This is a genomic window from Kitasatospora sp. NPDC057542, from assembly GCF_042801945.1.
GTDB lineage: Bacteria > Actinomycetota > Actinomycetes > Streptomycetales > Streptomycetaceae > Kitasatospora.
The window spans coordinates 1-22,100 of sequence record NZ_JBHVFE010000110.1 but is presented as its reverse complement, the minus strand read 5'-3'; the positions used below and the strand labels follow the sequence as shown (position 1 = coordinate 22,100).

The 22,100-nt window shown below is 71.4% G+C and carries 23 protein-coding genes; 21 read left to right on the top strand and 2 right to left on the bottom strand.

All coding sequences use genetic code 11. From position 1 onward, the window contains the following. The 10 genes from lepB (ACFU7Y_RS16655) to ACFU7Y_RS16610 form a co-directional block, all read left to right on the top strand. Positions 1-886 (top strand): signal peptidase I (gene lepB / locus ACFU7Y_RS16655; RefSeq protein ID WP_380768447.1); only part of this gene is annotated, 886 nt, incomplete at its 5' end. A 163-nt stretch (positions 887-1,049) separates the two neighbouring features. After that, positions 1,050-1,829 (top strand): signal peptidase I, encoded by a 780-nt coding sequence (gene lepB, locus ACFU7Y_RS16650; RefSeq protein WP_380768445.1) that lies wholly within the window; start codon positions 1,050-1,052, stop codon positions 1,827-1,829. 242 nt (positions 1,830-2,071) lie between these two features. Next, complete coding sequence (lepB, locus tag ACFU7Y_RS16645; protein ID WP_380768443.1) at positions 2,072-3,079, top strand: signal peptidase I; 1,008 nt, start codon at positions 2,072-2,074, stop codon at positions 3,077-3,079. A gap of 160 nt (positions 3,080-3,239) precedes the next feature. Further along, on the top strand, positions 3,240-3,995 hold the full coding sequence (gene lepB / locus ACFU7Y_RS16640) for a signal peptidase I (protein WP_224283613.1): 756 nt from the start codon (positions 3,240-3,242) through the stop codon (positions 3,993-3,995). A gap of 112 nt (positions 3,996-4,107) precedes the next feature. Continuing rightward, positions 4,108-4,581: an NUDIX hydrolase gene (locus ACFU7Y_RS16635; protein WP_380768441.1), complete on the top strand. Its 474-nt coding sequence runs from the start codon at positions 4,108-4,110 to the stop codon at positions 4,579-4,581. 55 nt (positions 4,582-4,636) lie between these two features. Beyond that, a complete protein-coding gene (locus ACFU7Y_RS16630) occupies positions 4,637-4,963 on the top strand; it encodes a DUF2469 domain-containing protein (RefSeq protein WP_030056781.1) in 327 nt (108 codons plus the stop codon). Positions 4,964-5,131: 168 nt separating this feature from the next. Continuing rightward, positions 5,132-5,362 (top strand): YraN family protein, encoded by a 231-nt coding sequence (locus ACFU7Y_RS16625; RefSeq protein WP_380768439.1) that lies wholly within the window; start codon positions 5,132-5,134, stop codon positions 5,360-5,362. Positions 5,363-5,591: 229 nt separating this feature from the next. Beyond that, positions 5,592-6,611, top strand: a complete 1,020-nt coding sequence (locus ACFU7Y_RS16620) for a tyrosine-type recombinase/integrase (RefSeq protein ID WP_380768452.1) — start codon at positions 5,592-5,594, stop codon at positions 6,609-6,611. Positions 6,612-6,615: 4 nt separating this feature from the next. Beyond that, positions 6,616-6,942: a helix-turn-helix domain-containing protein gene (locus ACFU7Y_RS16615; protein ID WP_380768451.1), complete on the top strand. Its 327-nt coding sequence runs from the start codon at positions 6,616-6,618 to the stop codon at positions 6,940-6,942. Positions 6,943-7,739: 797 nt separating this feature from the next. Beyond that, positions 7,740-9,236 (top strand): hypothetical protein, encoded by a 1,497-nt coding sequence (locus tag ACFU7Y_RS16610; protein ID WP_380768438.1) that lies wholly within the window; start codon positions 7,740-7,742, stop codon positions 9,234-9,236. Between the two features lie 38 nt (positions 9,237-9,274). Here the strand turns inward: ACFU7Y_RS16610 and ACFU7Y_RS16605 are convergent, their stop codons facing one another. Next, positions 9,275-9,637, bottom strand: coding sequence for a hypothetical protein (locus ACFU7Y_RS16605; RefSeq protein ID WP_380768436.1), 363 nt, complete (start codon positions 9,635-9,637; stop codon positions 9,275-9,277). 350 nt (positions 9,638-9,987) lie between these two features. Here ACFU7Y_RS16605 and ACFU7Y_RS16600 point away from each other — a divergent pair, with 350 nt between their 5' ends. From ACFU7Y_RS16600 to ACFU7Y_RS16575, 6 genes are all read left to right on the top strand, one after another. After that, positions 9,988-10,203 carry a hypothetical protein gene (locus ACFU7Y_RS16600; RefSeq protein ID WP_380768435.1) on the top strand — a complete coding sequence of 72 codons (216 nt, stop codon included), beginning with the start codon at positions 9,988-9,990 and terminating at the stop codon, positions 10,201-10,203. A gap of 108 nt (positions 10,204-10,311) precedes the next feature. Next, the gene (locus ACFU7Y_RS16595) at positions 10,312-10,596 is read left to right on the top strand and encodes a YraN family protein (protein ID WP_380768433.1); all 285 of its coding nucleotides are present in this window, start codon (positions 10,312-10,314) and stop codon (positions 10,594-10,596) included. Position 10,597: 1 nt separating this feature from the next. Beyond that, positions 10,598-12,313, top strand: coding sequence for a YifB family Mg chelatase-like AAA ATPase (locus tag ACFU7Y_RS16590; protein ID WP_380768431.1), 1,716 nt, complete (start codon positions 10,598-10,600; stop codon positions 12,311-12,313). Further along, complete coding sequence (dprA, locus tag ACFU7Y_RS16585; RefSeq protein WP_380768429.1) at positions 12,310-13,506, top strand: DNA-processing protein DprA; 1,197 nt, start codon at positions 12,310-12,312, stop codon at positions 13,504-13,506. The genes ACFU7Y_RS16590 and dprA overlap by 4 nt, the downstream gene beginning before the upstream one ends. A gap of 547 nt (positions 13,507-14,053) precedes the next feature. Then, positions 14,054-14,887, top strand: coding sequence for an RNA polymerase sigma factor WhiG (whiG, locus tag ACFU7Y_RS16580; RefSeq protein ID WP_224283678.1), 834 nt, complete (start codon positions 14,054-14,056; stop codon positions 14,885-14,887). Positions 14,888-15,026: 139 nt separating this feature from the next. Continuing rightward, a complete protein-coding gene (locus ACFU7Y_RS16575; protein WP_224283677.1) occupies positions 15,027-15,611 on the top strand; it encodes a TetR/AcrR family transcriptional regulator in 585 nt (194 codons plus the stop codon). Positions 15,612-15,727: 116 nt separating this feature from the next. On the opposite strand, the gene ACFU7Y_RS16570 is transcribed toward ACFU7Y_RS16575, so the two are convergent. Then, a complete protein-coding gene (locus ACFU7Y_RS16570) occupies positions 15,728-16,144 on the bottom strand; it encodes a murein hydrolase activator EnvC family protein (protein WP_380768426.1) in 417 nt (138 codons plus the stop codon). 893 nt (positions 16,145-17,037) lie between these two features. Between ACFU7Y_RS16570 and rpsB the strand changes: the two genes are divergently transcribed. The 5 genes from rpsB to ACFU7Y_RS16545 all read left to right on the top strand — a co-directional run bounded on the left by rpsB (position 17,038) and on the right by ACFU7Y_RS16545 (position 22,063). Then, the gene (rpsB, locus tag ACFU7Y_RS16565) at positions 17,038-17,907 is read left to right on the top strand and encodes a 30S ribosomal protein S2 (protein ID WP_224283675.1); all 870 of its coding nucleotides are present in this window, start codon (positions 17,038-17,040) and stop codon (positions 17,905-17,907) included. A 129-nt stretch (positions 17,908-18,036) separates the two neighbouring features. After that, complete coding sequence (tsf, locus tag ACFU7Y_RS16560) at positions 18,037-18,876, top strand: translation elongation factor Ts (protein ID WP_224283674.1); 840 nt, start codon at positions 18,037-18,039, stop codon at positions 18,874-18,876. A 261-nt stretch (positions 18,877-19,137) separates the two neighbouring features. Continuing rightward, entirely contained in the window at positions 19,138-19,902 is a 765-nt protein-coding gene (gene pyrH / locus ACFU7Y_RS16555) for a UMP kinase (protein ID WP_224283673.1), read from the top strand. Positions 19,903-20,000: 98 nt separating this feature from the next. After that, positions 20,001-20,558 (top strand): ribosome recycling factor, encoded by a 558-nt coding sequence (frr, locus tag ACFU7Y_RS16550; RefSeq protein ID WP_224283672.1) that lies wholly within the window; start codon positions 20,001-20,003, stop codon positions 20,556-20,558. A gap of 281 nt (positions 20,559-20,839) precedes the next feature. Beyond that, on the top strand, positions 20,840-22,063 hold the full coding sequence (locus ACFU7Y_RS16545; protein WP_380768449.1) for a phosphatidate cytidylyltransferase: 1,224 nt from the start codon (positions 20,840-20,842) through the stop codon (positions 22,061-22,063). Positions 22,064-22,100 lie beyond the last annotated feature (37 nt).

The following is a 22,100-nucleotide window of genomic DNA, read 5'->3' as shown; positions in this document are numbered from 1 at the left end:
CACCGGTGCGGACTCGCTGTCGCGGTCCGCGGTCGTTTCCGGTGAGGCCGCCGGTGGCGCGGCGGCGGATGGCGCCGAGGGCCTGGAGCGGGCCGAGGGGCCGGAGCGGGCTGAGGTTCTGGAACCGGCCGAGGGCCTGGAGCGGGCGGAGGGACCGGAGCGGGCCGGCGGTTCCGGCGACGACGGCTCGGACCAGGACGAGGAGCCCGGGCACTCGCGATCGCGGGACCTGCTGCTCCTGGCCGCGATTTGCCTGACGGCCCTGCTGCTGGTGAACGCCTTCGTCGCGCGTCCGTTCTCGGTGCCCTCCGGATCGATGGAGGAGACCCTGCGCCCGGGCGACCGGCTGGTCGCGAACCAGCTCGCCTACGCCTTCGGCGGCCACCCCCGGCGGGGCGACGTCGTGGTCTTCGACGGGACGGGCTCCTTCCTGCGGGAGTCGGCGAAGCCGTCGGGCTTCTGGGACGGCCTGCGCTCGTTCGCCCAGGACCTCGGCCTGGCCCCGGCCGGGGACACCGTCTACGTCAAGCGCGTGATCGGCGTCGGCGGGGACCGGGTGACCAGCACCGGCCCGGGCGCGCCGATCACCGTCAACGGCGTGCCGGTCGACGAGACCTCCTACCTGTTTCCGGGCGACGACCCGTCGAGCGTGGCCTTCGACGTCGTCGTGCCGGCCGGTGAGCTGTGGGTGATGGGCGACCACCGCAGCGCCTCCCGGGACTCCCGCGACCACCTCGGCGAGCCCGGTGGCGGCTTCGTGCCCGAGGAGAAGGTGATCGGCCGGGCGGACTGGGTGGTCTACCCGTTCTCGCGCTGGACCAGCCTGGACCGGCCCGCGGCCTTCGCCGCGACTGCGGGGGCGGGTGGTCATGGGGACCAGGGGTAGGGGGCGGCTCGCCGACCGCCCGGCCGCCGGGGGAACGGCGACCGGAGGACCGGGAGAGGTCGGCGCGGCAGGCCGTGGGCCGGCCGGGGCCCCGCCGGGGCGGGGCCGGGCCGAGCGCCGTCGCAGTGCCCGCAAGGCGGCCCGTCGGCGCAAGCGTTCGCTGGTGCGCGAGCTGCCGCTGATCGTCCTGGTGGCCCTTCTGGTGGCGCTGGTGATGAAGACCTTCCTGGTCCAGGTGTTCGTGATCCCCTCGGGTTCGATGGAGCAGACCATCCTGATCGGGGACCGGGTACTGGTGGACAAGCTGACCCCCTGGTTCGGCAGTGAGCCGCAGCGCGGCGACATCGTGGTGTTCAAGGACCCGGGCGGCTGGCTGGAGCGCGACCGCAAGCCGTCCGAGGACGGCCCCGTGCTGGGTGCGGCCAAGCAGGTGCTGACCTTCGTCGGACTGCTGCCCTCCGAGAACGAGCAGGACCTGATCAAGCGGGTGATCGGCGTCGGCGGGGACACCGTCGAGTGCTGTGACGAGCAGGGGCGCCTCAGCGTCAACGGCCGTCCGGTGGAGGAGTCCTACCTCGCGCCCGGCAACCCGCCGTCCCGACAGACCTTCAAGGTCCAGGTGCCGCAGGGGCGGCTGTGGGTCATGGGCGATCACCGGGACGTCTCCGCCGACTCCCGTTTCCACATGGGCAATCCGGGACAGGGGACGATCCCGCTGAGCGGCGTGGTCGGTCGCGCGTTCGTGATCGCCTGGCCGCTGGACCGCTTCCATCAACTCGATGCGCCGCGTTCACTCTCCTCTCTCGTCCGGATGCCGCAGGCCGGCGGAAGTGCCGCGGAACCGGTGGGCGTTGGGCCGGTTCCTGTGGAACCTCCGCTCGTTATGGGTGTGTTGGGCGTCCTTCCGCTCGTCGTTCACCGGTCCGGACGGCCTCCGGAGTGAGCCGTTCCGGCCGCCGCCCGGACGGGCCTCGCGTGTGGGACCGCGAGCCGGATGCCTGGGAGTGATAGAGAAGTGCAGGTGCGGCCGGGAGTGGTCCCGGCCGCGGGCCGAGGCCGTGCCGGTGTCGGGGGAGTCCGCGGTGGGCAGCCCTGAGGCGTTCATGGTCGTGGTGAGCATGGTGCCCGCTGTGCGGCACTCTGAGCGCGGGCGCGCGGGCGTCCGCACAGCAGGGAGGAGACGTTGTGGGGGATTTGGTGATCGGCGCCCGCTCAGGCGCCGGAGAGCCCGAGGGCCCGGGCCGTCGGGCGGCCCGGTCCGCCGAGTCCGCGACCTCCTCGGCCTCGGCCGAGGACGCGGCGGCGCAGACCGCCGGCGGGCAGGGCGGCGGCGGGCCGGAGGACTCCCCGGACTCCCCGCACGCGGGCGCCGAGCCCGCGGCCGGCTCGGAGTCGGAGGCTCCGTCCCAGTCGCCCAAGCAGCGCTCCTTCTGGAAGGAGCTGCCGATCCTGATCGGCATCGCGCTGATCCTCGCGCTGGTGATCAAGACCTTCTTCGTCCAGGCGTTCTCCATTCCGTCGGAATCGATGCAGAACACGCTGCAGGTCGGCGACCGCGTCCTGGTGGACAAGCTGACCCCGTGGTTCGGGGCCGAGCCCGAGCGCGGTGAGGTCGTGGTGTTCCACGACCCGGGCGGCTGGCTGAACGACGAGCCGACCCCGCAGAGCAGCAACTCCTTCCTCCGCGGCGTGCAGGACGTGCTCAGCTTCGTCGGGCTGATGCCCTCCGCCAACGAGAAGGACCTGATCAAACGGGTCATCGCGGTCGGCGGGGACACCGTCGAGTGCGAGGGTGAAGGGCCGGTCAAGGTCAACGGCGTCGCACTCGACGAGCCGTACGTCTACCAGGGCAACACCCCCTGCGGCGACCACCCCTTCGGACCGGTCGAGGTGCCCAAGGACCGCATCTGGGTGATGGGTGACCACCGCGCCAACTCGCTGGACTCCCGCTTCCACATGGACCAGCCGGGCGGCGGCACCGTCCCGGTGGACAACGTGATCGGGCGAGCCTTCGTGGTGGCCTGGCCGGTCAGCCACTGGTCGACGCTGTCGGTGCCGGACACCTTCGACCAGCCGGGCCTGGCGGTGGACGCGCCGATGGCGCCCCCCGCGGCCGGTGCGGTGGGGGCCGTCGCCCTGCTCCCCCTGGTGCGTCGGGTGCGGAGTCGGGTGGAGCACCGCAAGGAGTCCTGACGTCCACCGGATCGTGTTCCACCGGGTTGGCCCCGACTCTTGCGCGGGCTGTGGTACCGACGAGTAATCTGCTCGGACGTGCCACGGCCCGTCGGCTTTTCCGCCCGTGCCTCCGGCGTGCCAGTGGTGTTCTCCGGTCGGCCAGAGGTGGACGGTGTCGATGAGCAGTGTCGTGGAGCAGACGGCCGAGGGCCCGACCGTGTCCGCCCGTACGCGCCGTCGGCCCGCCGCGGTGTTGCAAGGCGTCGCGCTGGCGCTCGGGCTGGTGCTGATGGTCGGAGGCTTCGCCCTGATCGCGGTCGACTACCGGCCGTACAAGATCCCCACCGCCTCGATGCACCCGACGCTGCGCGCCGGGGACACCGTGCTCGCCCGCAAGGTCGGGGGCGGCGACATCGGGCGGGGTGACGTGGTGGTCTTCCGGGACCAGGCCTGGGGCGGCGAGCTCATGGTCAAGCGGGTGGTCGCGGTCGGCGGGGACACCGTCGCCACCACCGGGACCGAGCACCGGCTGACGGTCAACGGGCAGCCGGTGGACGAGCCCTACCTCGCGACCCAGGGCCGCCAGGGCGATTCGTTCAGCGCGACGGTGCCGCAGGGGCGGCTGTTCCTGCTCGGTGACAACCGAGTGGGCTCGCTCGACTCCCGCACCCACCTGGAGGTCGACGGCGGGACCGTTCCGGCCGACGCCGTCGAGGCCAGGGTCGAGGCCACCGTGCTGCCCTTCGGCCGGATGGGCCTGCTCGACCGGGTCACGGACTTCGACGGCTTCGCGGGCCCGAGGGCCTCGCAGCCGGGACCGCTGGGGCCCTTCGCCTACGCCTCCGTTGCGGGCGCGGCGCTGATCCTCGTGACCTCGGCGGTGGGAGGGGTGGCGGGCCTGGCACGCCGGCTCCGGGGGCGGCGCAGCTCCTGAGCGGGACCGTCGCCCGGCGGCCCGCTCTGCCGAACATCGCCCCGGACGGCCGCGCCGGGTGGCAGGATCGGTAGCGCCACCGATGCGAACGGAAGGAGCGTGGAGCGCTGCCATGACAGCACAGCGTCGCAGGGCGGCGCGGATCCTGCTGCTGGACGGGCTGGACCGCATCCTCCTCTTCCTGGGGGCCGACCCGGCCACCCCGGGGAAGACGTGGTGGTTCACGCCCGGGGGCGGCTTGGAGGCGAGGGAGGACGTGCGTGAGGCCGCCGAGCGGGAGCTCGCCGAGGAGACCGGCCTGCGAGGTGTGGACCTGGGGCCCTTGGTGGCGTACGGCACGGTGTCGTTCTCCTTTCAGGGACAGCGCTACGAGCAGGAGCAGTGGTTCCACCTGGCCCGGACCACGGAGACGGGGCTGGACCACTCGGGCATGGGCGCGGACGAGCACGCCCAACTGCTCGCGGCGCACTGGTGGACGGTCGAGGAACTGAGGGGGACCGCCGAGACGGTCTATCCGGTCGGTCTGGCGGACTTCCTGGAGCGGCTGCTGGCCGAGGGCCCGCCGGTGGATCCGGTGCGGCTCTGACCGTGGGTGCGGTGGTCCACAATGGGTGGACGTGACAAGTTGAGGGGACGCCTGGATGAGTGCCGAAGATCTCGAGAAGTACGAGACCGAGATGGAGCTCAAGCTCTACCGGGAGTACCGGGACGTCGTCGGCCTGTTCAAGTACGTGATCGAGACCGAGCGACGGTTCTACCTCACCAACGACTACGAGTTGCAGGTGCACTCGGTCCAGGGCGAGGTGTTCTTCGAGGTGTCGATGGCGGATGCGTGGGTCTGGGACATGTACCGGCCGGCCCGGTTCGTCCGTAAGGTCCGGGTGCTGACCTTCAAGGACGTGAACATCGAGGAACTCGCGAAGAGCGATCTGGAGCTGCCCTCGGACGAGTCCGGCTTCGGGAACTGACGTTGGACGACTCCGTCCCGCGTTGTCCAGCCGAATTTCGCGGGAGCGGGGCTTCTCACCCCTGCGGGTGACAAAAGTTGTCCACAGGTCCGGGTTATCCACAGGGAACGGGAATTCCCGGGCCTCATCGTGCGCATTGGTGCAGCCTCCTCGGCGGAGGTGGTCACCATGCAGCACACCGTCGTGCAGGACCAGGCCGTACCGGACACGGCCGCAGTCGGGAACGCCCCGCGGGCGATCGCGGACCGCAGCACCAAGAACGCGCTCGGCCGCTACGGCGAGCGGGTCGCCGCCCGCCGCCTCGCGGAGGCCGGGCTCCGCATCCTGGACCGCAACTGGCGCTGCGTCGAGGGCGAGCTGGACATCGTCGCCCTCGACAAACAGGATGAATTGCATTAGATGCAACATTCCGCGCGGTGCCAGAAAGGCCGTTTTGGCTGGTCAACGAGGCGGGCCCCGGAGGGGCCCGCCGAGTCAATCAAGCTCTGACCTGCACGGTAGCACAGAGATTCAACATTGTTGCGTCTGATACAACAGCCTGGTGAGCTCGCAAGCACCCGGCTCGGCATCCCTTGTCCTGGCCCGTAACGTCATCCACCTCGACCCCGCACCGGCGGTGTTCGACGCGATGAAGGAGGGCTGGGCCAGGCAGCAGTCGGCTCGGTTCCTCAAGTCCTCGACGATCGACCCGCGGGTCCGGCTGATCGAGCGGCTGGAGGAGTTCACCGGCCAGTACCCCTGGCAGTGGACGCCAGCCGACGGAGAGGCGTTCATCGCCCACCTGCGAAGCGGCAGCAAGCCGATCCAGATGTCGACCGCCCGCACCTACGAGGTGACGATCGGCCTGTTCCTGGATTACCTCCTCGACTCGCGCTACGGCTGGCTGCACGCCTGCGAAGAGCGGTTCGGAGAGGTGCCGCAGCAGGTCTTCCACGAGGGAAACTCGGTCCTCCACACCGTCGAGTACGAGGGCGACCCGCGCCGTCGGCCGCTGGACTACGACGAGATCCAGGCCCTGTTCGACGCCGCCGACGCCCGCCCTGGCAAGATTCGCGGCCAGGGTCGTAAGGGCGCCCTGTGTGCTCTGCGGGACGCCGCCGTGCTCAAGACGATCTACGCCTACGGGACCCGCCGGACCGAGTCCTCGAAGCTCGACCTGGTCGACTTCCGGCGCAACCGCAAGGCCCCGCAGTTCCGCGGCTGCGGCAGTGTCATGGTCCGGTACGGCAAGTCCCAGAAGGGGTCGCCGCCCAAGCGGCGCACGGTGCTGACCGTTCCGGAGATGGACTGGTGCGTCGACGTCCTGGACCAGTGGGTGACCGAGATACGCCCGCAGTTCTCACCCGGACGCCACCCCGCGCTCTGGGTGACCGAGCGGATCGGACGGCTGTCGCCCCGGTCGATCAACGACGCCTTCGTCGCCGCCCGCGAGGCGGCCGGCCTCGATGAGGACCTCGACCTCCACTGCCTCCGCCACAGCTACATCACCCACCTGACCGAGTTCGGCTACCCGGCCCGGTTCGTTCAGGAACAGGTCGGTCACTCCCATGCCTCGACCACGGCGATCTACATGGGGGTCTCGAACGAGTACCGCAACGCGCTGCTGGAACGATCGATGAAGAACCGACTCGGTGACGACTGGGAGTAACGACGTGATCAAGAAGATGGGCTACCAGTGGCAGCTGCGGAAGCTGATGGCCGAGCGGGAGATGTTTCAGACCTCGGACCTGGTGCCGCTGCTGGCCGAGCGCGGGGTCGTCCTTTCGCGCGAACAGGTCTACCGGCTGGTGACCCAGCCGCCCCAGCGCATGAGCATGGACACCCTCGTGGCGCTCTGCGACATCCTCCAGTGCACCCCGAACGACCTGATCAAGCCCGAGGTCGTCAACACCCAGATCCGCAAGGCGGTCGGCGGCGACACCGACCCGACGCCCATCACCCCGCGCCGAGCCGTCGTCCGGCGCCCAGGGAAGCCATGAACCACAGCCGAAAGGCCAAGCGGGACCGGGAACTCGCGGACCTCAGGGCTGGCCTCGTTGGACAGCTCAGGGAGCACATACCGGCCTTGAGCAGGCAAGTCGCCGAGGCCATCCTCGAACAGGCAAGGGCATGGAGCCCGCGCGGGGCCCGTCAACTCGACCAGCACTTCTCCGAGAAGCCCGACGCACTCTCCGCCCCGTCTCCTCACTGTCCGGTCGTCCTGGTGAGGCTCCTGCGCCAGCTGGAAGCCGAGGGCTACGGGGATGCCGTCACCCAGCCAGCCTGCGCGATCTGCGGCCGCAACGACCGCACGCTTCCACGCCCCACCCCCCAGGGCCGCTGCTGCAACTGGTGCGTCTCCGTCAACGAACTGCGCCGATGCGCCCGCTGCGGCCAGGACGGGCACATCGCCCGGCGAACCGAGGAAGGGGCGATCTGCCGGGCCTGCTACCGCATTGATCCGGTGCTGTCCTCGAAGGAGTGCGCCGGCTGTGGGGAGCTCAAGCCCCCCAAGGTCCGAGGCGATGACGGCACGGCCTACTGCCAGGCATGCACCTCGCGGCCCGAACGGGAGTGCTCCCGCTGCCGGAACCTGCGACCGGTCCATTCCCGCACCGAGGACGGACCAGTCTGCAGGTCCTGCTACCACTCCCCGCCCCGGCCCTGCGGCCGCTGCAGCAGGGTCCGGCCCATCGCCATCCGTGCCGCCGACGGACAACCGGACCTCTGCGGCGGCTGCTATCACGGACCTGTTGGGGAGTGCACCGTCTGCGGACGCAGCCGTCCCGGCAGCCACGTGAGCGACCGGGACGGCGCCTTCCACTGCAGCACCTGCCTGCCGCGTCCCCGCCGGCCTTGCGGAGACTGCGGACGCCAGCAGAAAGTACGCGCCAACTGGCCGATCGGCCCGGTCTGCGATGCCTGCTACCTGCGGCGCAAGCGCAATCCGGCACCGTGCTCGCGCTGCCACCTCGACCAGGTCCTCGTTGGCCAGGCCGACGACGGGAATGACCTCTGCGGGCCCTGCTGCGGCACGGATATCGCCTTTGCCTGCCGCCGCTGCGGCTTCCCCGGCGACATCTTCGCGGACGGGGCCTGCACCCGCTGTGTCGCCAGCGAGCGCGTCCGAGACCTGCTCAGCGCGGAGGACGGCACCATCGACCCGGCACTCCGCCCCCTCGCCGACGGGCTCGCCGCAGTCGACAACCCGGTGACGGTGGTGAGCTGGCTGCGACACAGTGCCGGATCAAAGATCCTGGCTGGACTCGTCTCCCAGCGCGCGGAGATCACGCACGCGTCGCTGGACGTCCTGCCCCAGGACAAGACGACCCGCTACGTCCGGGAGGTCCTGGTGGCCACCGGCATCCTGCCTCAGCGCCAGGAATACCTCGCGCAACTGGAGATCTGGACCGATGTCGCTGTCCAAGGGCTGCCACCACACCAGGCCCGGATCATCCGCCCGTTCGCCGAGTGGGGCATCATCCGCGACGCCCGACGCCGGGCAGCCCGCGGTCGCTACCGCACCGGCGCCGCTGCGACCGACCGCTACGAGATCCGCACCGCCATCAAGTTCCTAACCTGGCTCGACGAGCACCAACGCGACCTCGCCACCCTCGCCCAGGAGGACCTCGACCTCTGGCTCGTCACCCATCCGACCAAGCACCGGCCGGTCAGCTCCTTCATCCGCTGGGCCGTCGCCCGCCGCCTCACCGGAGAGCTCACCATCCCCGCGCGGCGGTCCGGCTCGCCCTACCGATTCCTCGGCGACCAGGAACACCACGACCAGCTGAAGCGCTGCCTCAACGACGGAGAACTCCCGATCGAGGCCCGGATCGCGGGCGCCCTGACTGGGCTCTACGCTCTCCCGACCGTCCGAATCGTCGAACTGACCACCGACAGGTTCCACCACGATGGGGACGCCTCCTACATCACCATCGACCGCAACCCCGTACTGCTGCCGCCGAAACTGGCTCGACTCATCGATGAGCAGGCCGCGCGACCGACAACGGCCCACATGGCCCGGCCGAAGCAAGACGACGGCGGCTTCCTATTTCCCGGACAATTCGCCAGCCGACCGATCAGCGCGGGGCGGCTCCAGACGCTCATGAAGCAACACGGCCTCGCGGTGATCAGCGCACGCAACACCGCCATGATCGAAGCAGTGGCCGACCTCCCACCCATCGTCATCAGCGACCTGTTCGGCATCCACCCGACCACCGCCTACGCCTGGGCCCAGTACGCACAGGACAGCTGGGCCGATTACCTTGCGGCCGGCCACGAGGACACGGAGTAAGCACACCCCAAAGGCACCAGGTGAGCGAGTCGTCCAGGTCAGAACGGAGGTTCTGACGTGTACGGCACCCCTCCAGGAGGGCCGAACACCGGTCCGTTCTCGTTGTCCGAGAGGGCAGCGTTCCACAGCTTCCGCAGCGCTTCCCCGTAAGTGACAGTCTGGTTGCCCCACCCGGTCCTGGAGCGAACTCCTGAAGGGTTAAGGCCCGAGCGCTCGCTGAAGAGGATGAGCACAGCTGCCACCGTGCTCCAGCGCATCGGCACCGTCTCGCCCTTGAGCATCCGGCGAATGGTCTCCCTGCTTGCCATGCCCGGCAAATTGTCCCGCCGCGCGAGGTCCTCGGCGATCTCCAACAGAGTCGGGCGACCGGCCTCCTCGTAGTGGAAGAACAGCTCCGCCACGAACGCTCGTCTTGGTCCTGGCGGCAGGGCATCCTCCGACGGCATCCGAATGACTCGACCCACGGGTTCCCTCCCAGTTGTCCGAGGGTCTGAGTCTAGGCAAGACACGTGAAGACACACCAAGCCCAGGGAGGACACGTTTCTGCCAGTTGCTACTCAACGCGGCCATAAAGCACACCTGTTGACTCTGTGTAACAACGGCGCCAGCGACACCTCATGCTGGATTCAGAGCAGGCGCCGCCTTCTACGGCTTCCTGCGATGCCCGGCCGACCGGTCGGGCGCCGAACAGCGCCGGCCCTCCCGAGTTCTCAAGGCCCAGGGAGAACCGACGCTGCGAGAGAGGAGACCCGTGAGCGGATCACACTCCCAACCCAATCCTGCCCGACGTCGCTGGCGCCTCGCGTTTGCGTTCGCTGTCCTAATCGGCTTCGCCGGGTTGATCGCGATGATCTTCTGGGCGCCATTGGAGCGGGCGCAACTTCTTGTCGCACTGATCTCCGCGCCGTTGGCCAGCGTGGTGATCGCGACTGCGGACCACCTGCGGTCGAACCGTCGGGAGGACTGACCGCTCGTTCTGGGCCGGTTCACTGCCAGAAGACGGCAGGGTGAATCGGCCCAGAACGAGGGAATAGCGCAAGGTTGAAACACTGCCTCTTCACCAGTCGGCGACACCGTGGCGGTCTGCGAGGTGAAGACCCGCTCCGAGCGGGGTTTCCAGCAGCCCACCGAGGCCATCGACCGGACCAAGGCCGCCCGGCTGCAACGCCTGGCCGAGCGCTGGATGGCCGAGCGCTGGCCCGGTCACTTCGCCCGACTGGCCGGCCCTGACTACGACCCGGGGCCCACCGATCCGCAATGGCCGCCCGCCCCGCCGGGCGGGGTGCGGATCGACCTGGTCGCAGTGGTCAACCGGGTGCGGGGTGCAGCCCTGGTCGATCACCTGCGGGGGGTGGTCTGAGATGGCCTTCGCCCGCACCTGTTCCGTCGCGCTGGTCGGTGTCGACGGAGTGATCGTCGAGGTCCAGGCCGATCTGGAGCCCGGGGTGGCCGCGTTCACCCTGGTCGGCCTGCCCGACAAGGCGCTCACCGAAGCCCGCGACCGGGTCCGTGCCGCGGTCGTGAACAGCGGCGAGGCCTGGCCGCAGCGCAAACTGACGGTCGGCCTCAGCCCCGCCTCGGTGCCCAAGAGCGGCAGCGGTTTCGACCTCGCGGTGGCCTGCGCCGTGCTGGCCGCCGCCGAACGCCTCGACCCCTCCGCCATCGCCGACCTGCTGATCATCGGCGAGCTGGGGCTGGACGGCCGGGTGCGGCCGGTCAGAGGGGTGCTGCCGTCGGTGCTGGCCGCCGCGGACGCCGGGTACGAGCGGGTTGTGGTCGCCGAGCAGACCGCGCCCGAGGCCTCGCTCGTCCCCGGGGTGACGGTGATCGGCGTCCGCAGCCTGCGCCAGCTCGTCGCCGGCCTGACCGGGGCGGCGGCACCGGAGGAGCCGCCGGACCCGATCGGCGGTCGGCCGGATCCGCTGATGGCCGGCCTGATGCTGCCCTGTGCGGGCGTGCGGGGCCTGCCCGACGACAAGGCGGCCCGGCTCGACATGGCCGACGTGGCCGGCCAGTACGAGGCCCGGCGGGCCCTGGAGATCGCCGCGGCCGGAGGACACCACCTCTACCTGAAGGGCCCGCCGGGTGCGGGCAAGACGATGCTGGCGGAGCGGTTGCCCGCGCTGCTCCCGCCGCTGACCCAGAAGGAGGCACTGGAGGTCACTGCCGTCCACTCGGTGGCCGGACTGCTCCCGGCCGGGCGTCCACTGATCGACACCGCCCCCTACTGTGCCCCGCACCACTCCACGACGATGCCCGCGATCGTCGGCGGCGGCAGCGGTCTGCCGAGACCGGGGGCGGTCTCGCTGGCCCACCGGGGCGTGCTCTTCCTGGACGAGGCACCGGAGTTCCCGGTCCGGGTGCTCGACGCGCTGCGCCAGCCGCTGGAGTCGGGCGAGGTGGTGATCGCCCGTTCGGCCGGATCGCTGCGGCTCCCCGCCCGCTTCCTGCTCTGTCTGGCGGCCAACCCCTGTCCGTGCGGCCGGTACTCGCGGCGGGGCGAAGGCTGCGAGTGCACCCCGGCCATGGTCAGCCGCTACCAGGGGCGGCTCTCCGGGCCACTGCTGGACCGGGTCGACCTCCAGGTCCAGGTGGCCCCGGTGACCAGGGTCGAGCTCATGGAGCGGGACACCACGGCGGAGACCACCGAGACCGTCGCGGCCCGGGTGCTGGCCGCGCGGGAGCGGGCGGCGGCCCGGCTGGCGGACACCCCGTGGCGGACCAACGCGGAGGTGCCGGGCCACGAACTGCGCACTCGCTGGCAGCTCGCGGCCGGCGCGCTCAACGACGCCGCGCGGCAGTTGGAACGGGGGCTGCTGACCGCCCGGGGCCTGGACCGGGTGCTCCGGGTCGCCTGGACGGTCGCCGACCTCGCCGGACGCGACCGGCCGGACCAGCGGGACGTGCGCACCGCCCTGGTCCTGCGCACCGGCGAGGAGCACGGACTGCTTCTGACCGAGCGGGTCTTCGGCCGGCTCGGCGGAATCCCGGCGCAGCGCGGCAGCCCGGAAGACGGCCGGCCCGGGAAGCCCGAGGCGCCTGACGGGCATCCGCAGAACCAGGAGGGTGAGGCATGAACCGGTTGGTGAGGCAACCCCGAATTCCCGGAGCGGCCGAGGCCGGGGCCGGTGCCGCAACCTCCGCCGAGCCCGATCCCGAGCGTCTCGCCCGGGTGGCGCTCGGTCGGCTCAGCGAACCGGGAGACGCGGTGGTCGGCCGGTGGCTCGGCCAACTCCCCGCCGTCGACGTGGTCAAGGCGATCCGGGACGGAGCGGTGCCCGACCATCCCGGACTGGACTCCACCCGACTGGCCGGGTACCAGGCGCGGCTGTCGGGGCTGGACCCGCAGATGGACCTGAAACGGGTACGGGACGTCGGCGGACGGTTCATCATTCCGGGGGACACGGAATGGCCCAGCCAACTCGACGACCTCGGTGACGGGCGTCCGATCGGGCTCTGGGTGACGGGCACCGGCTCCCTGCGGCTGCTCGCGCTCCGTTCGGTCGCGATGGTGGGCTCCCGCGCCTGCACGGCCTACGGCGCCCATGTCGCGGGGGAGCTGTCGGCCCAACTGGCCGAGCGCGGCTGGGTGGTGATCTCCGGAGCCGCCTACGGGATCGACGCGGCCGCGCACCGCGGGGCACTCGCGGTCGGCGGGATGACCGCAGCCGTGCTCGCCTGCGGCGTCGACGTGGCCTACCCCAAGGGCAACGCCGAACTGATCCGACGGATCGGCGTCCAGGGTCTGTTGGTCAGCGAACTCCCGCCCGGGGAGCACCCGAACCGCTTCCGCTTCGTCCTCCGCAACCGGGTCATCGCGGCGCTTACCCGGGGAACGGTGGTGGTCGAGGCGGCGGTGCGCAGCGGCGCCCTGAGTACGGCCAGACGGGCGCGGGACCTCAACCGCCACACCATGGGCGTCGCAGGCCCGGTCACGTCGGAGCTCTCCGCCGGGGTGCACGCCCTGATCCGCAGCGGGGGTGCCACCCTGGTCACCGACGCGGCCGAGATCACCGAGCTGATCGGGGCGATCGGGGACGACCTGGCGCCGCCGCGCAGCGGCCCGGTGCTCCCGCGCGACCTGCTGGAACCGGCGGTAGCCCGGGTGCTGGAGGCCGTACCGGCGACGGCGGAGGGCGCACCGGTCGAGCGCCTGGCCCGGCAGTCCGGGCTCCCACCGGACGAGGTCCTGCAACGGCTCTACGAGTTGGGATCACTCGGCTACGTGGAGCGGCACGGCGCGCACTGGCGCGTGGTGCGGAGGAGGTGAGCGTCGGGACGGAGAACGCATTCGCGCCGAGGGAGCGCAGGTCGGAACCGCCCGGCCGACCCGCCGATCCGGTTCTCCTGTTCGCCTGCCGGTCTTGTGTGCGAGCGCCACCGGATCGGGGGACGACCGGGTGGCGGTAGCGTTTTGCAGCGAGTCGGTCACGCTACGCTCCACATGCCTTCCCTATCAGCACATGACTCGGCAGAACGGCGCAGACCAACGCATGCCCACACACATTCCCGGACACAGAGTGACCGGTGGCGCTCGGTCCTCGGGAGGGCCGCGGGCCGACCGGCGCCCCGCGCCCGACTTCCCGGCCAAGGCGGCGGGGACGATGGGAGGCCTGTCGCGCCAGGGTGGCCAGCCGACGGTGGTGCCCCAGCCTGCGGATGCGGCCCGGGACGCAGAGCCGACCCAGGGCACTGACGCGACCGGCCCCGTCGGTGCACCCGCCGGTGCACCCCCCGGTGCGGTCGCGGCCGGCGCGCCCCGGCCGCCCGGCGGTGCGCCGGCCCGGGGCGTCGCCTCCCGGCCGTTCGCCTCGCCGGTGTCCCCGCCCCGCCGGGAGAGGGCGGCGGACGGCGATCGGGGGCGGGACGCCCGGGAGGCCGCGGCCCAGGGCCGCACCGCGCTCGAAGAGCTCTGGCGCTCCTACAAGGAGACCGGGGACCAGCGACTGCGCGAGCAGCTGATCCTGCACTACTCACCGCTCGTCAAGTACGTGGCGGGCCGGGTCGGGGTCGGTCTGCCCTCCAACGTCGAACAGGCGGACTTCGTCTCCTCGGGGGTCTTCGGGCTGATCGACGCGATCGAGAAGTTCGACATCGACCGCGCCATCAAGTTCGAGACCTACGCGATCAGCCGCATCCGCGGTGCGATCATCGACGAGCTGCGTGCCCTGGACTGGATCCCGCGCTCGGTGCGGCAGAAGGCGAAGGCGGTCGAGCGGACGTACGCGACGCTGGAGGCCAGGCTGCGCCGGACGCCGCACGAGCCCGAGGTCGCGGCCGAGATGGGCATCGCGATCGAGGACCTGCACGCCATCTTCAGCCAGCTGTCGCTGGCCAACGTGGTGGCGCTGGACGAACTGCTCCACCCGGTGGGGGAGGGCGGCGACCGGCTGAGCCTGATGGACACCCTGGAGGACCACGGCGCGGACAACCCGGTCGAGGTGGCCGAGGACCGAGAACTGCGCAGGCTGCTGGCCCAGGCGGTCAACACCCTCCCCGAGCGGGAGAAGACGGTGGTGACGCTCTACTACTACGAGGGACTCACCCTCGCCGAGATCGGACAGGTGCTGGGGGTGACGGAGAGCCGGGTGAGCCAGATCCACACCAAGTCCGTCCTCCAGCTGCGCGCCAAGCTGTCGGACATCCGATAGGGCGTCGGTAGCCGGGCGCCGCACCCCAGCCGGCAGTAACCGGTCGTCGGGCCTGCGCCTCCTCGCGATGCGCGGCGCCGTACCGGCCGGAGGTAGGGCTCCGTACAGTGGGAGCGTGCCGAAGATCCGAGCGGCCACGGTGGCCGAGCATCGCCAGCTCCAGCGTGCAGCCCTCCTCGATGCTGCCCGCACCCTGCTCACCGAGGGTGGCATGGAGGCCCTGACCTTCCCCGCGCTCGCGGCGTGCACCGGGCTGGCGCGCTCCTCGGTCTACGAGTACTTCCGCTCCCGCGCCGCCGTGGTCGAGGCGCTCTGCGAGGTGGACCTCCCGCTCTGGGCGGCCGAGATCGAGGCCGGGATGGAGAGCTGCGACACCGCCGTCGAGCGGATCGAGGCCTACGTCCGAGGCCAGCTGGCGCTGGCCGCCGACCCCCGGCACCGCGCGGTGGTGGCGATCTCGACGCTGGAACTCGACGAGGCCGCGCGTGAGCGGATCAGGGCAGCGCACGGCAGGCTGGCCGGTCTGGTCGGCCGGACATTGGAGGACCTCGGCCACGAGCAGCCCCGGCTCGCCGCAGCCCTGGTCCAGGGCGTCGTGGAGGCGGCGACCCGCAGGGCCGAGCAGGCCGCGGCCGGGGGTCGCGCCGGCTGTGCGACCGAGAGTCCCGAGGGGATCGCCGACGCCGCCGTCGCGATGGTGCTGCACGGGCTCGTCCGTCCCTGAGCCGGGCCCCGGCCCTGCCCAGGCCCGGGCCCGGCCTCGGCCCGGTCCTGGATCCGGCGCTGGATCCGGCGCTGCCCCGGCCCGGCTTGCCGCCGACTGGCGCGCGACGGTGCGCCCTACCCGCCACCGCCGTCCAACGGCAGCAGCCGTGCCGTGCCCGCGCCGAACAGGGCCAGTGGGTCCAGGTAGCGGCTTCCGCGCAGCAGCCCCCAGTGCAGGCAGTCGCGCCCGGCACAGTGCCGTCCGTCCGGGGCGAGCAGCCCGATCACCTGCCCGGCGGCCACCGGGGTGCCGACCGGGACAGTGCCGGTGACGGGCAGGTAGGTGGTCCGGAGTGGGGGAGAGCCCGAGCCGGGGTGGGAGACGGTCACCACCGGCCGCCCGGCCACCGGCCCGGAGAACGTGACCACTCCAGGAGCCGCCGCCCGCACCTCCGTCCCCGGTAGGCCGGCGAGGTCCACCCCCCGGTGCCCGGCGGCCCAGACCTTCGCCGGCGGCTCGAACCTGCCCAGCAGCCCGCCCGGCCCGCCCACCGGCCAGGCCCGCTCAACACCACCCCGCCCGACCCCGCCAACCGAGCCCGGGACACCGGCCGCGCCGGCATCTCCCGCAGCCCCTGAGGCCCCTGAGGTTCCCGAGGCCCCTGAGGTCTCCGAGGCTCCTGAGGCATCCAAGGCATCCGCAGTCCCCGACAGCACGGGCACGAGGACGAGCACCACCGCCACCACCGCGGACAGCACCCCTCGCAGGCCCCGAACCACCCCGATCACCGCGGTCACCCCGACGAACCACCCATGACCAGTCATGCCCGCAGCCTCACCACCCCGTAGCCCCCGCACCACCCACATCCGGATTCCTGTGGACAAACCGCCCGTGCGCCCGAGCGCCGTCCCTCCGGCGGGTGTACGGACGCCGCCATCCGGTGTACAAACGGCATATCGGCGACGGACCTCGGGCGGGCGGCCGACCAGCCCGCGTCCACTCCGGAGCCCACACCCGCGCCCACCCCAGGCTGCGCCCAGCGCCCCCGCCCCGACCCCGCCGCAGCCCCACCGGAACCCGCCCACCCCGGCCGTTCCCCGGGCTTCCCCCAGGTCCTCGGCGGGCCCCCGGCCACGCGTGGAGTCGCTCGTCCCTCGGCGCTTCCCGTACACTTCACACGCGACCCGGTCCGCCGGGTCGACTTCGCACGCCCCGCCACCGGCGGTCGGACGCGGTTCGTCCGCAGCCCCGCCAGGTGCGAGTGCCGCTCGGTCCGCCGAGCCCGACCGGCCCCAGGGTTGGGAGGGCAGAAGCGGCTCGGCACGTTCGGGGCGTCAGGCGTGGCTGTCACCTGGCCGCCACGGACAAACCGAGCCTGACCCGGCTGTGGGCGATCGCTGCGAGGCAGTGCCGCCGCCGGGCCGTAACACCAAGGAGCACGGCAATGGCCGTCGTCACGATGCGGGAGCTGCTGGAGAGCGGCGTCCACTTCGGTCACCAGACCCGCCGCTGGAACCCGAAGATGAAGCGCTTCATCATCACCGAGCGCAACGGCATCTACATCATCGACCTCCTGCAGTCGCTGAACTACATCGACCGCGCCTTCGAGTTCATCAAGGAGACCGTTGCCCACGGCGGCAGCGTCCTCTTCGTCGGCACGAAGAAGCAGGCCCAGGAGGCCATCGCCGAGCAGGCCACCCGCGTGGGCATGCCCTACGTGAACCAGCGCTGGCTCGGCGGCATGCTGACCAACTTCTCGACCGTCTACAAGCGCCTCCAGCGCCTGAAGGAGCTCGGCGAGCTGGACTTCTCGGACGTGGCCGGCTCCGGCCTCACCAAGAAGGAGCTCCTGGTCCTCCAGCGCGAGCACGACAAGCTGGAGAAGACCCTCGGCGGTATCCGCGACATGCAGCGCGTTCCCAGCGCCGTCTGGATCGTGGACACCAAGAAGGAGCACATCGCGGTCGGCGAGGCCCGGAAGCTCAACATCCCGGTCGTCGCCATCCTCGACACCAACTGTGACCCGGACGAGGTCGACTACAAGATCCCGGGCAACGACGACGCGATCCGCTCCGTCACCCTGCTGACCCGTGTGATCGCCGACGCCGTGGCCGAGGGCCTGAAGTCCCGCGCCGGTGTCGCCAAGGGCGACGCCAAGGCCGAGCCGGGTGCCGACCAGCCGCTGGCCGCCTGGGAGAAGGACCTTCTCGAGGGCGAGAAGAAGGCTGAGGAGGCTCCGGCCGCCGAGGCTCCCGCCACCGAGGCCCCCGCCACCGAGGCCCCCGCCACCGAGGCGCCGGCCGAGCAGGCCTGACGTACCAAGGGTGAGGGGCAGCCGCCGGTGCGAAGCCGGCGGGTGCCCCTCTCTCCCGCGCCGGGACCGAACCACCGGTCCCGGTGCCACTCCACGCAGACACGCGAGACGCGAGAAGAGATTCACACCATGGCGAACTTCACCGCCGCGGACGTCAAGAAGCTCCGTGAGCTCACCGGCGCCGGCATGATGGACTGCAAGAAGGCCCTGGACGAGGCCGAGGGCAACGTCGAGAAGGCCGTCGAGCTCCTGCGCATCAAGGGCCAGAAGGGCGTTGCCAAGCGCGAGGGTCGCGACGCCTCCAACGGCGCCGTCGCCGCGCTGATCGCCGAGGACAAGAAGTCCGGCGTCCTGGTCGAGCTGAACTGCGAGACCGACTTCGTCGCCAAGGGCGAGAAGTTCGTCGAGGTCGCCGACGCGATCGCCGCCCACGTCGCCAAGTCGGCCCCGGCCGACCTGGACGCCGCCCTGGCTTCCGAGATCGAGGCCGGCAAGACCGTCCAGCAGTTCGTGGACGAGGCCAACGCGTCGCTGGGCGAGAAGATCGTCTTCCGTCGCTTCGCCCAGTTCGACGGTGACGGCTTCGTCGCGGTCTACCTGCACAAGACCAGCCCCGACCTGCCGCCGGCCGTCGGCGTCCTGGTCGAGCTGGACAAGGAGAACGCCGAGGTCGCCAAGGACGTCGCGCAGCACATCGCCGCCTTCGCGCCGAAGTACCTGTCCCGCGAGGAGATCCCGGCCGAGGAGCTCGAGAACGAGCGCCGCGTCGCCGAGGCCACCGCCCGCGAGGAGGGCAAGCCGGAGGCCGCCCTGCCGAAGATCGTCGAGGGTCGCGTCACCGGCTTCGTGAAGGAGAACTCCGTCCTGGAGCAGGCCTTCGCGAAGGACAACAAGAAGACCGTCGCCAAGGTTCTCGAGGAGAACGGCGTCGCCCTCAAGCGCTTCGCCCGCTTCCGCGTCGGCGCCTGAGCCACGTTCCACCTGGTCCCCGGCGCCCTTACGCTGGGAACCGCCCCCGCCCGCTGACCGGGGCGGGAGGAACGCCGAACGGGCTCACCCCGCGCCTACCGCCAACGGGCGGGCTCGCGTCGGCACCATGAACGACGAGGAGGCCATTGCCGTGCAGGACACCGAACCGGTTCCCGCGGCAGTGGCCTCCTCGCGTGTACACGCAGGCGGGGCATCCGCACACCCGCGCCTGTGACCAGTAGGTGCAAAAAGGAGAAGTCCATGCAGGAGACGCAGGAGACCGCGCAGGACCCCACGGCCGGCTCGCGCCGCCGGGTGCTGCTCAAGCTGTCCGGTGAAGCCTTCGCCGGTGGTGGCGGGCTCGGCGTCGACCCGGACGTCGTGCACGCGATCGCCCGGGAGATCGCCACCGTCGTCCGCGCCGGTACCGAGGTCGCGGTGGTCATCGGCGGCGGCAACTTCTTCCGGGGCGCCGAGCTCCAGGTCCGCGGCATGGACCGGGCCCGCTCCGACTACATGGGCATGCTCGGCACCGTCATGAACTGCCTGGCGCTGCAGGACTTCCTGGTCAAGGAGGGCATCGAGACCCGGGTCCAGACCGCCATCACCATGGGCCAGGTCGCCGAGCCGTACCTGCCGCTGCGGGCCGTCCGGCACCTGGAGAAGGGCCGCGTGGTGATCTTCGGTGCCGGTATGGGCATGCCGTACTTCTCCACCGACACCACGGCCGTCCAGCGCGCCCTGGAGATCCACGCCGACGTCCTGCTGATGGGCAAGAACGGCGTGGACGGCGTCTACGACTCCGACCCGCGGACCAACCCGGACGCGGTCAAGTTCGACGCGCTGGAGTACTCCGAGGTCATCGCGCGCGACCTCAAGGTCGCCGACCTCACCGCGATCACGCTGTGCAAGGACAACAACCTTCCGATGCTGGTCTTCGAACTGCTGGCGGAGGGCAATATCGCGCGTGCGGTGAAGAGTGAGAAGATCGGCACACTCATCAGCCAGGATTCTGTCCGGGCCTGAGCAGCAACCAGCCGTACGGGACGGCGCCGGTGCCGCGACCGGCCACCGCGCCGACACCGGTCGGGACAACAGCAGATGAACCGGACAGGGAGACCACAGTGATCGAAGAGACCCTCCTCGAGGCCGAGGAGAAGATGGAGAAGGCCGTCAGCGTCGCCAAGGACGACCTCGCGGCCATCCGCACCGGCCGCGCGCACCCGGCGATGTTCGCCAAGATCGTCGCGGAGTACTACGGCGCCGTGACGCCGATCAACCAGCTGGCCTCCTTCTCGGTGCCGGAGCCGCGGATGGCGGTCGTCTCGCCGTTCGACAAGACCGCGCTGAAGGCCATCGAGCAGGCGATCCGCGACTCCGACCTGGGCGTCAACCCGTCCAACGACGGCTCGATCATCCGCGTGGTGCTGCCCGAGCTGACCGAGGAGCGCCGCCGGGAGTTCATCAAGATCGCCCGTACCAAGGGCGAGGACGCCAAGGTCTCGATCCGTTCGGTGCGCCGCAAGGCCAAGGACGCCATCGACAAGCTGGTGAAGGACGGCGAGGTCGGCGAGGACGACGGCCGCCGCGCCGAGAAGGAGCTCGACGACCTCACGGCCAAGTACGTGGCCCAGGTCGACGAGCTGCTGAAGCACAAGGAAGCCGAGCTGCTCGAGGTCTGATGAACGACGCCCCTGACGCCCCCGGCTACTGGGGCCCGTCCGACCAGCAGTTCCAGCCCTACCGCCCGGCGCCGCACCCGCAGGCGGCCCGTATCCCGGCCCACCCGGCGCCGGGGTACGGCGCGCAGTCGGCGCCGGCCCAGGGACACCCCGGCCACCCGGGCGGCCACGCCGTGCCCCCGGGTGCGCCGGGCGTCACCCGGGAGGCGCCGGGCCTCCGTCCGGATCAGTCGCAGCAGCCTCCGGTGTACTGGGGCGGCGACGCGGAGGAGACTCAGGTCATGCCTCCCGTGCCGGCCGGGCCCGGCGTGCTGCCCGGCACGCCCGACCCCGGTCGGGCGCCCGCCTCCGGACGGCCCGCGGCCCACGGACGGCCCGTCATCGGTGGACCGGCCGGCCCCGTCGAGGGGCAGGCCCGGGAGTCCGGCCGACTGGGCGGTCCGCTGTTCCGGGAGGAGCAGCCCGTGCCGGCGCCGCCGGGTGTGACGGAGACGGTCGTGCTCCGCGCGATATCCGGCGACACCACACCCGCCCCCGGTCACGGCACCCCGTCGCACCCGGGGGCACCGGTGCATCCCGTGCCGCCGGCGAACCACCTGGCGGCCGGGCAGCCCCACTTCGTGCCGTCGTCCCACCCAGGGCAGGAGACACCCGTGGCCGCCCAGCCCGCCCCGCAGCCGCAGCCGCGCAAGCAGCGCGGTGGCCGTAACCTCCAGGCCGCCATAGGCGTGGGCGTCGGCCTCGGTGCGGTGATCGTCGCCTCGCTGTTCGTGGTGAAGGCACTGTTCCTGGTCGTCGTGATGGCCGCGGTCGCGGTCGGCGTGTGGGAGCTGACCAGCCGGCTCGCCGAGCGCAAGCAGATCAAGGCGCCGCTGGTCCCGCTGGTCGTGGGCGGCATCGCCATGGTCGCCACCGGCTACTGGTCCGGCATCCAGTGGGCCGCCGCCTCGCTCGCGCTGACCGGGCTGGCGGTGATGGTCTGGCGGATGGCCGAGCCGCCGGAGGACTACCTGCGGGACATAACAGCAGGCGTGTTCACGGCCTTCTACGTGCCGTTCCTGGCCACCTTCGTGGCGATGATGCTGGCGGCCGACGACGGCCCCCAGCGGATCGTGCTCTTCCTGATCGTGACGATCTGCAGCGACACCGGCGCCTACGCGGTGGGCTACAAGTTCGGGAAGAACAAGTTGGCCCCGACGATCAGCCCGGGCAAGACCCGCGAGGGCCTGGCCGGCGGCATCGCCCTGTCGATGCTGGCGGGCGCGCTGCTGATGGAGCTGATCATCGACGGCGGCAGCTGGTGGCAGGGCCTGATCCTGGGCGGCTGCGCGGCGGTCACCGCGACCCTGGGCGACCTGGGCGAGTCGATGATCAAGCGCGACCTCGGGATCAAGGACATGGGCACGCTGCTGCCCGGTCACGGCGGCATCATGGACCGGCTGGACTCGCTCCTGCCGACCGCCCCGGTGGTCTGGCTGCTGCTGGCGGCCTTCGTCGGCAGCTGACCCGGCGTACGAGACGTACGCGCGAGGGCCCCGGACG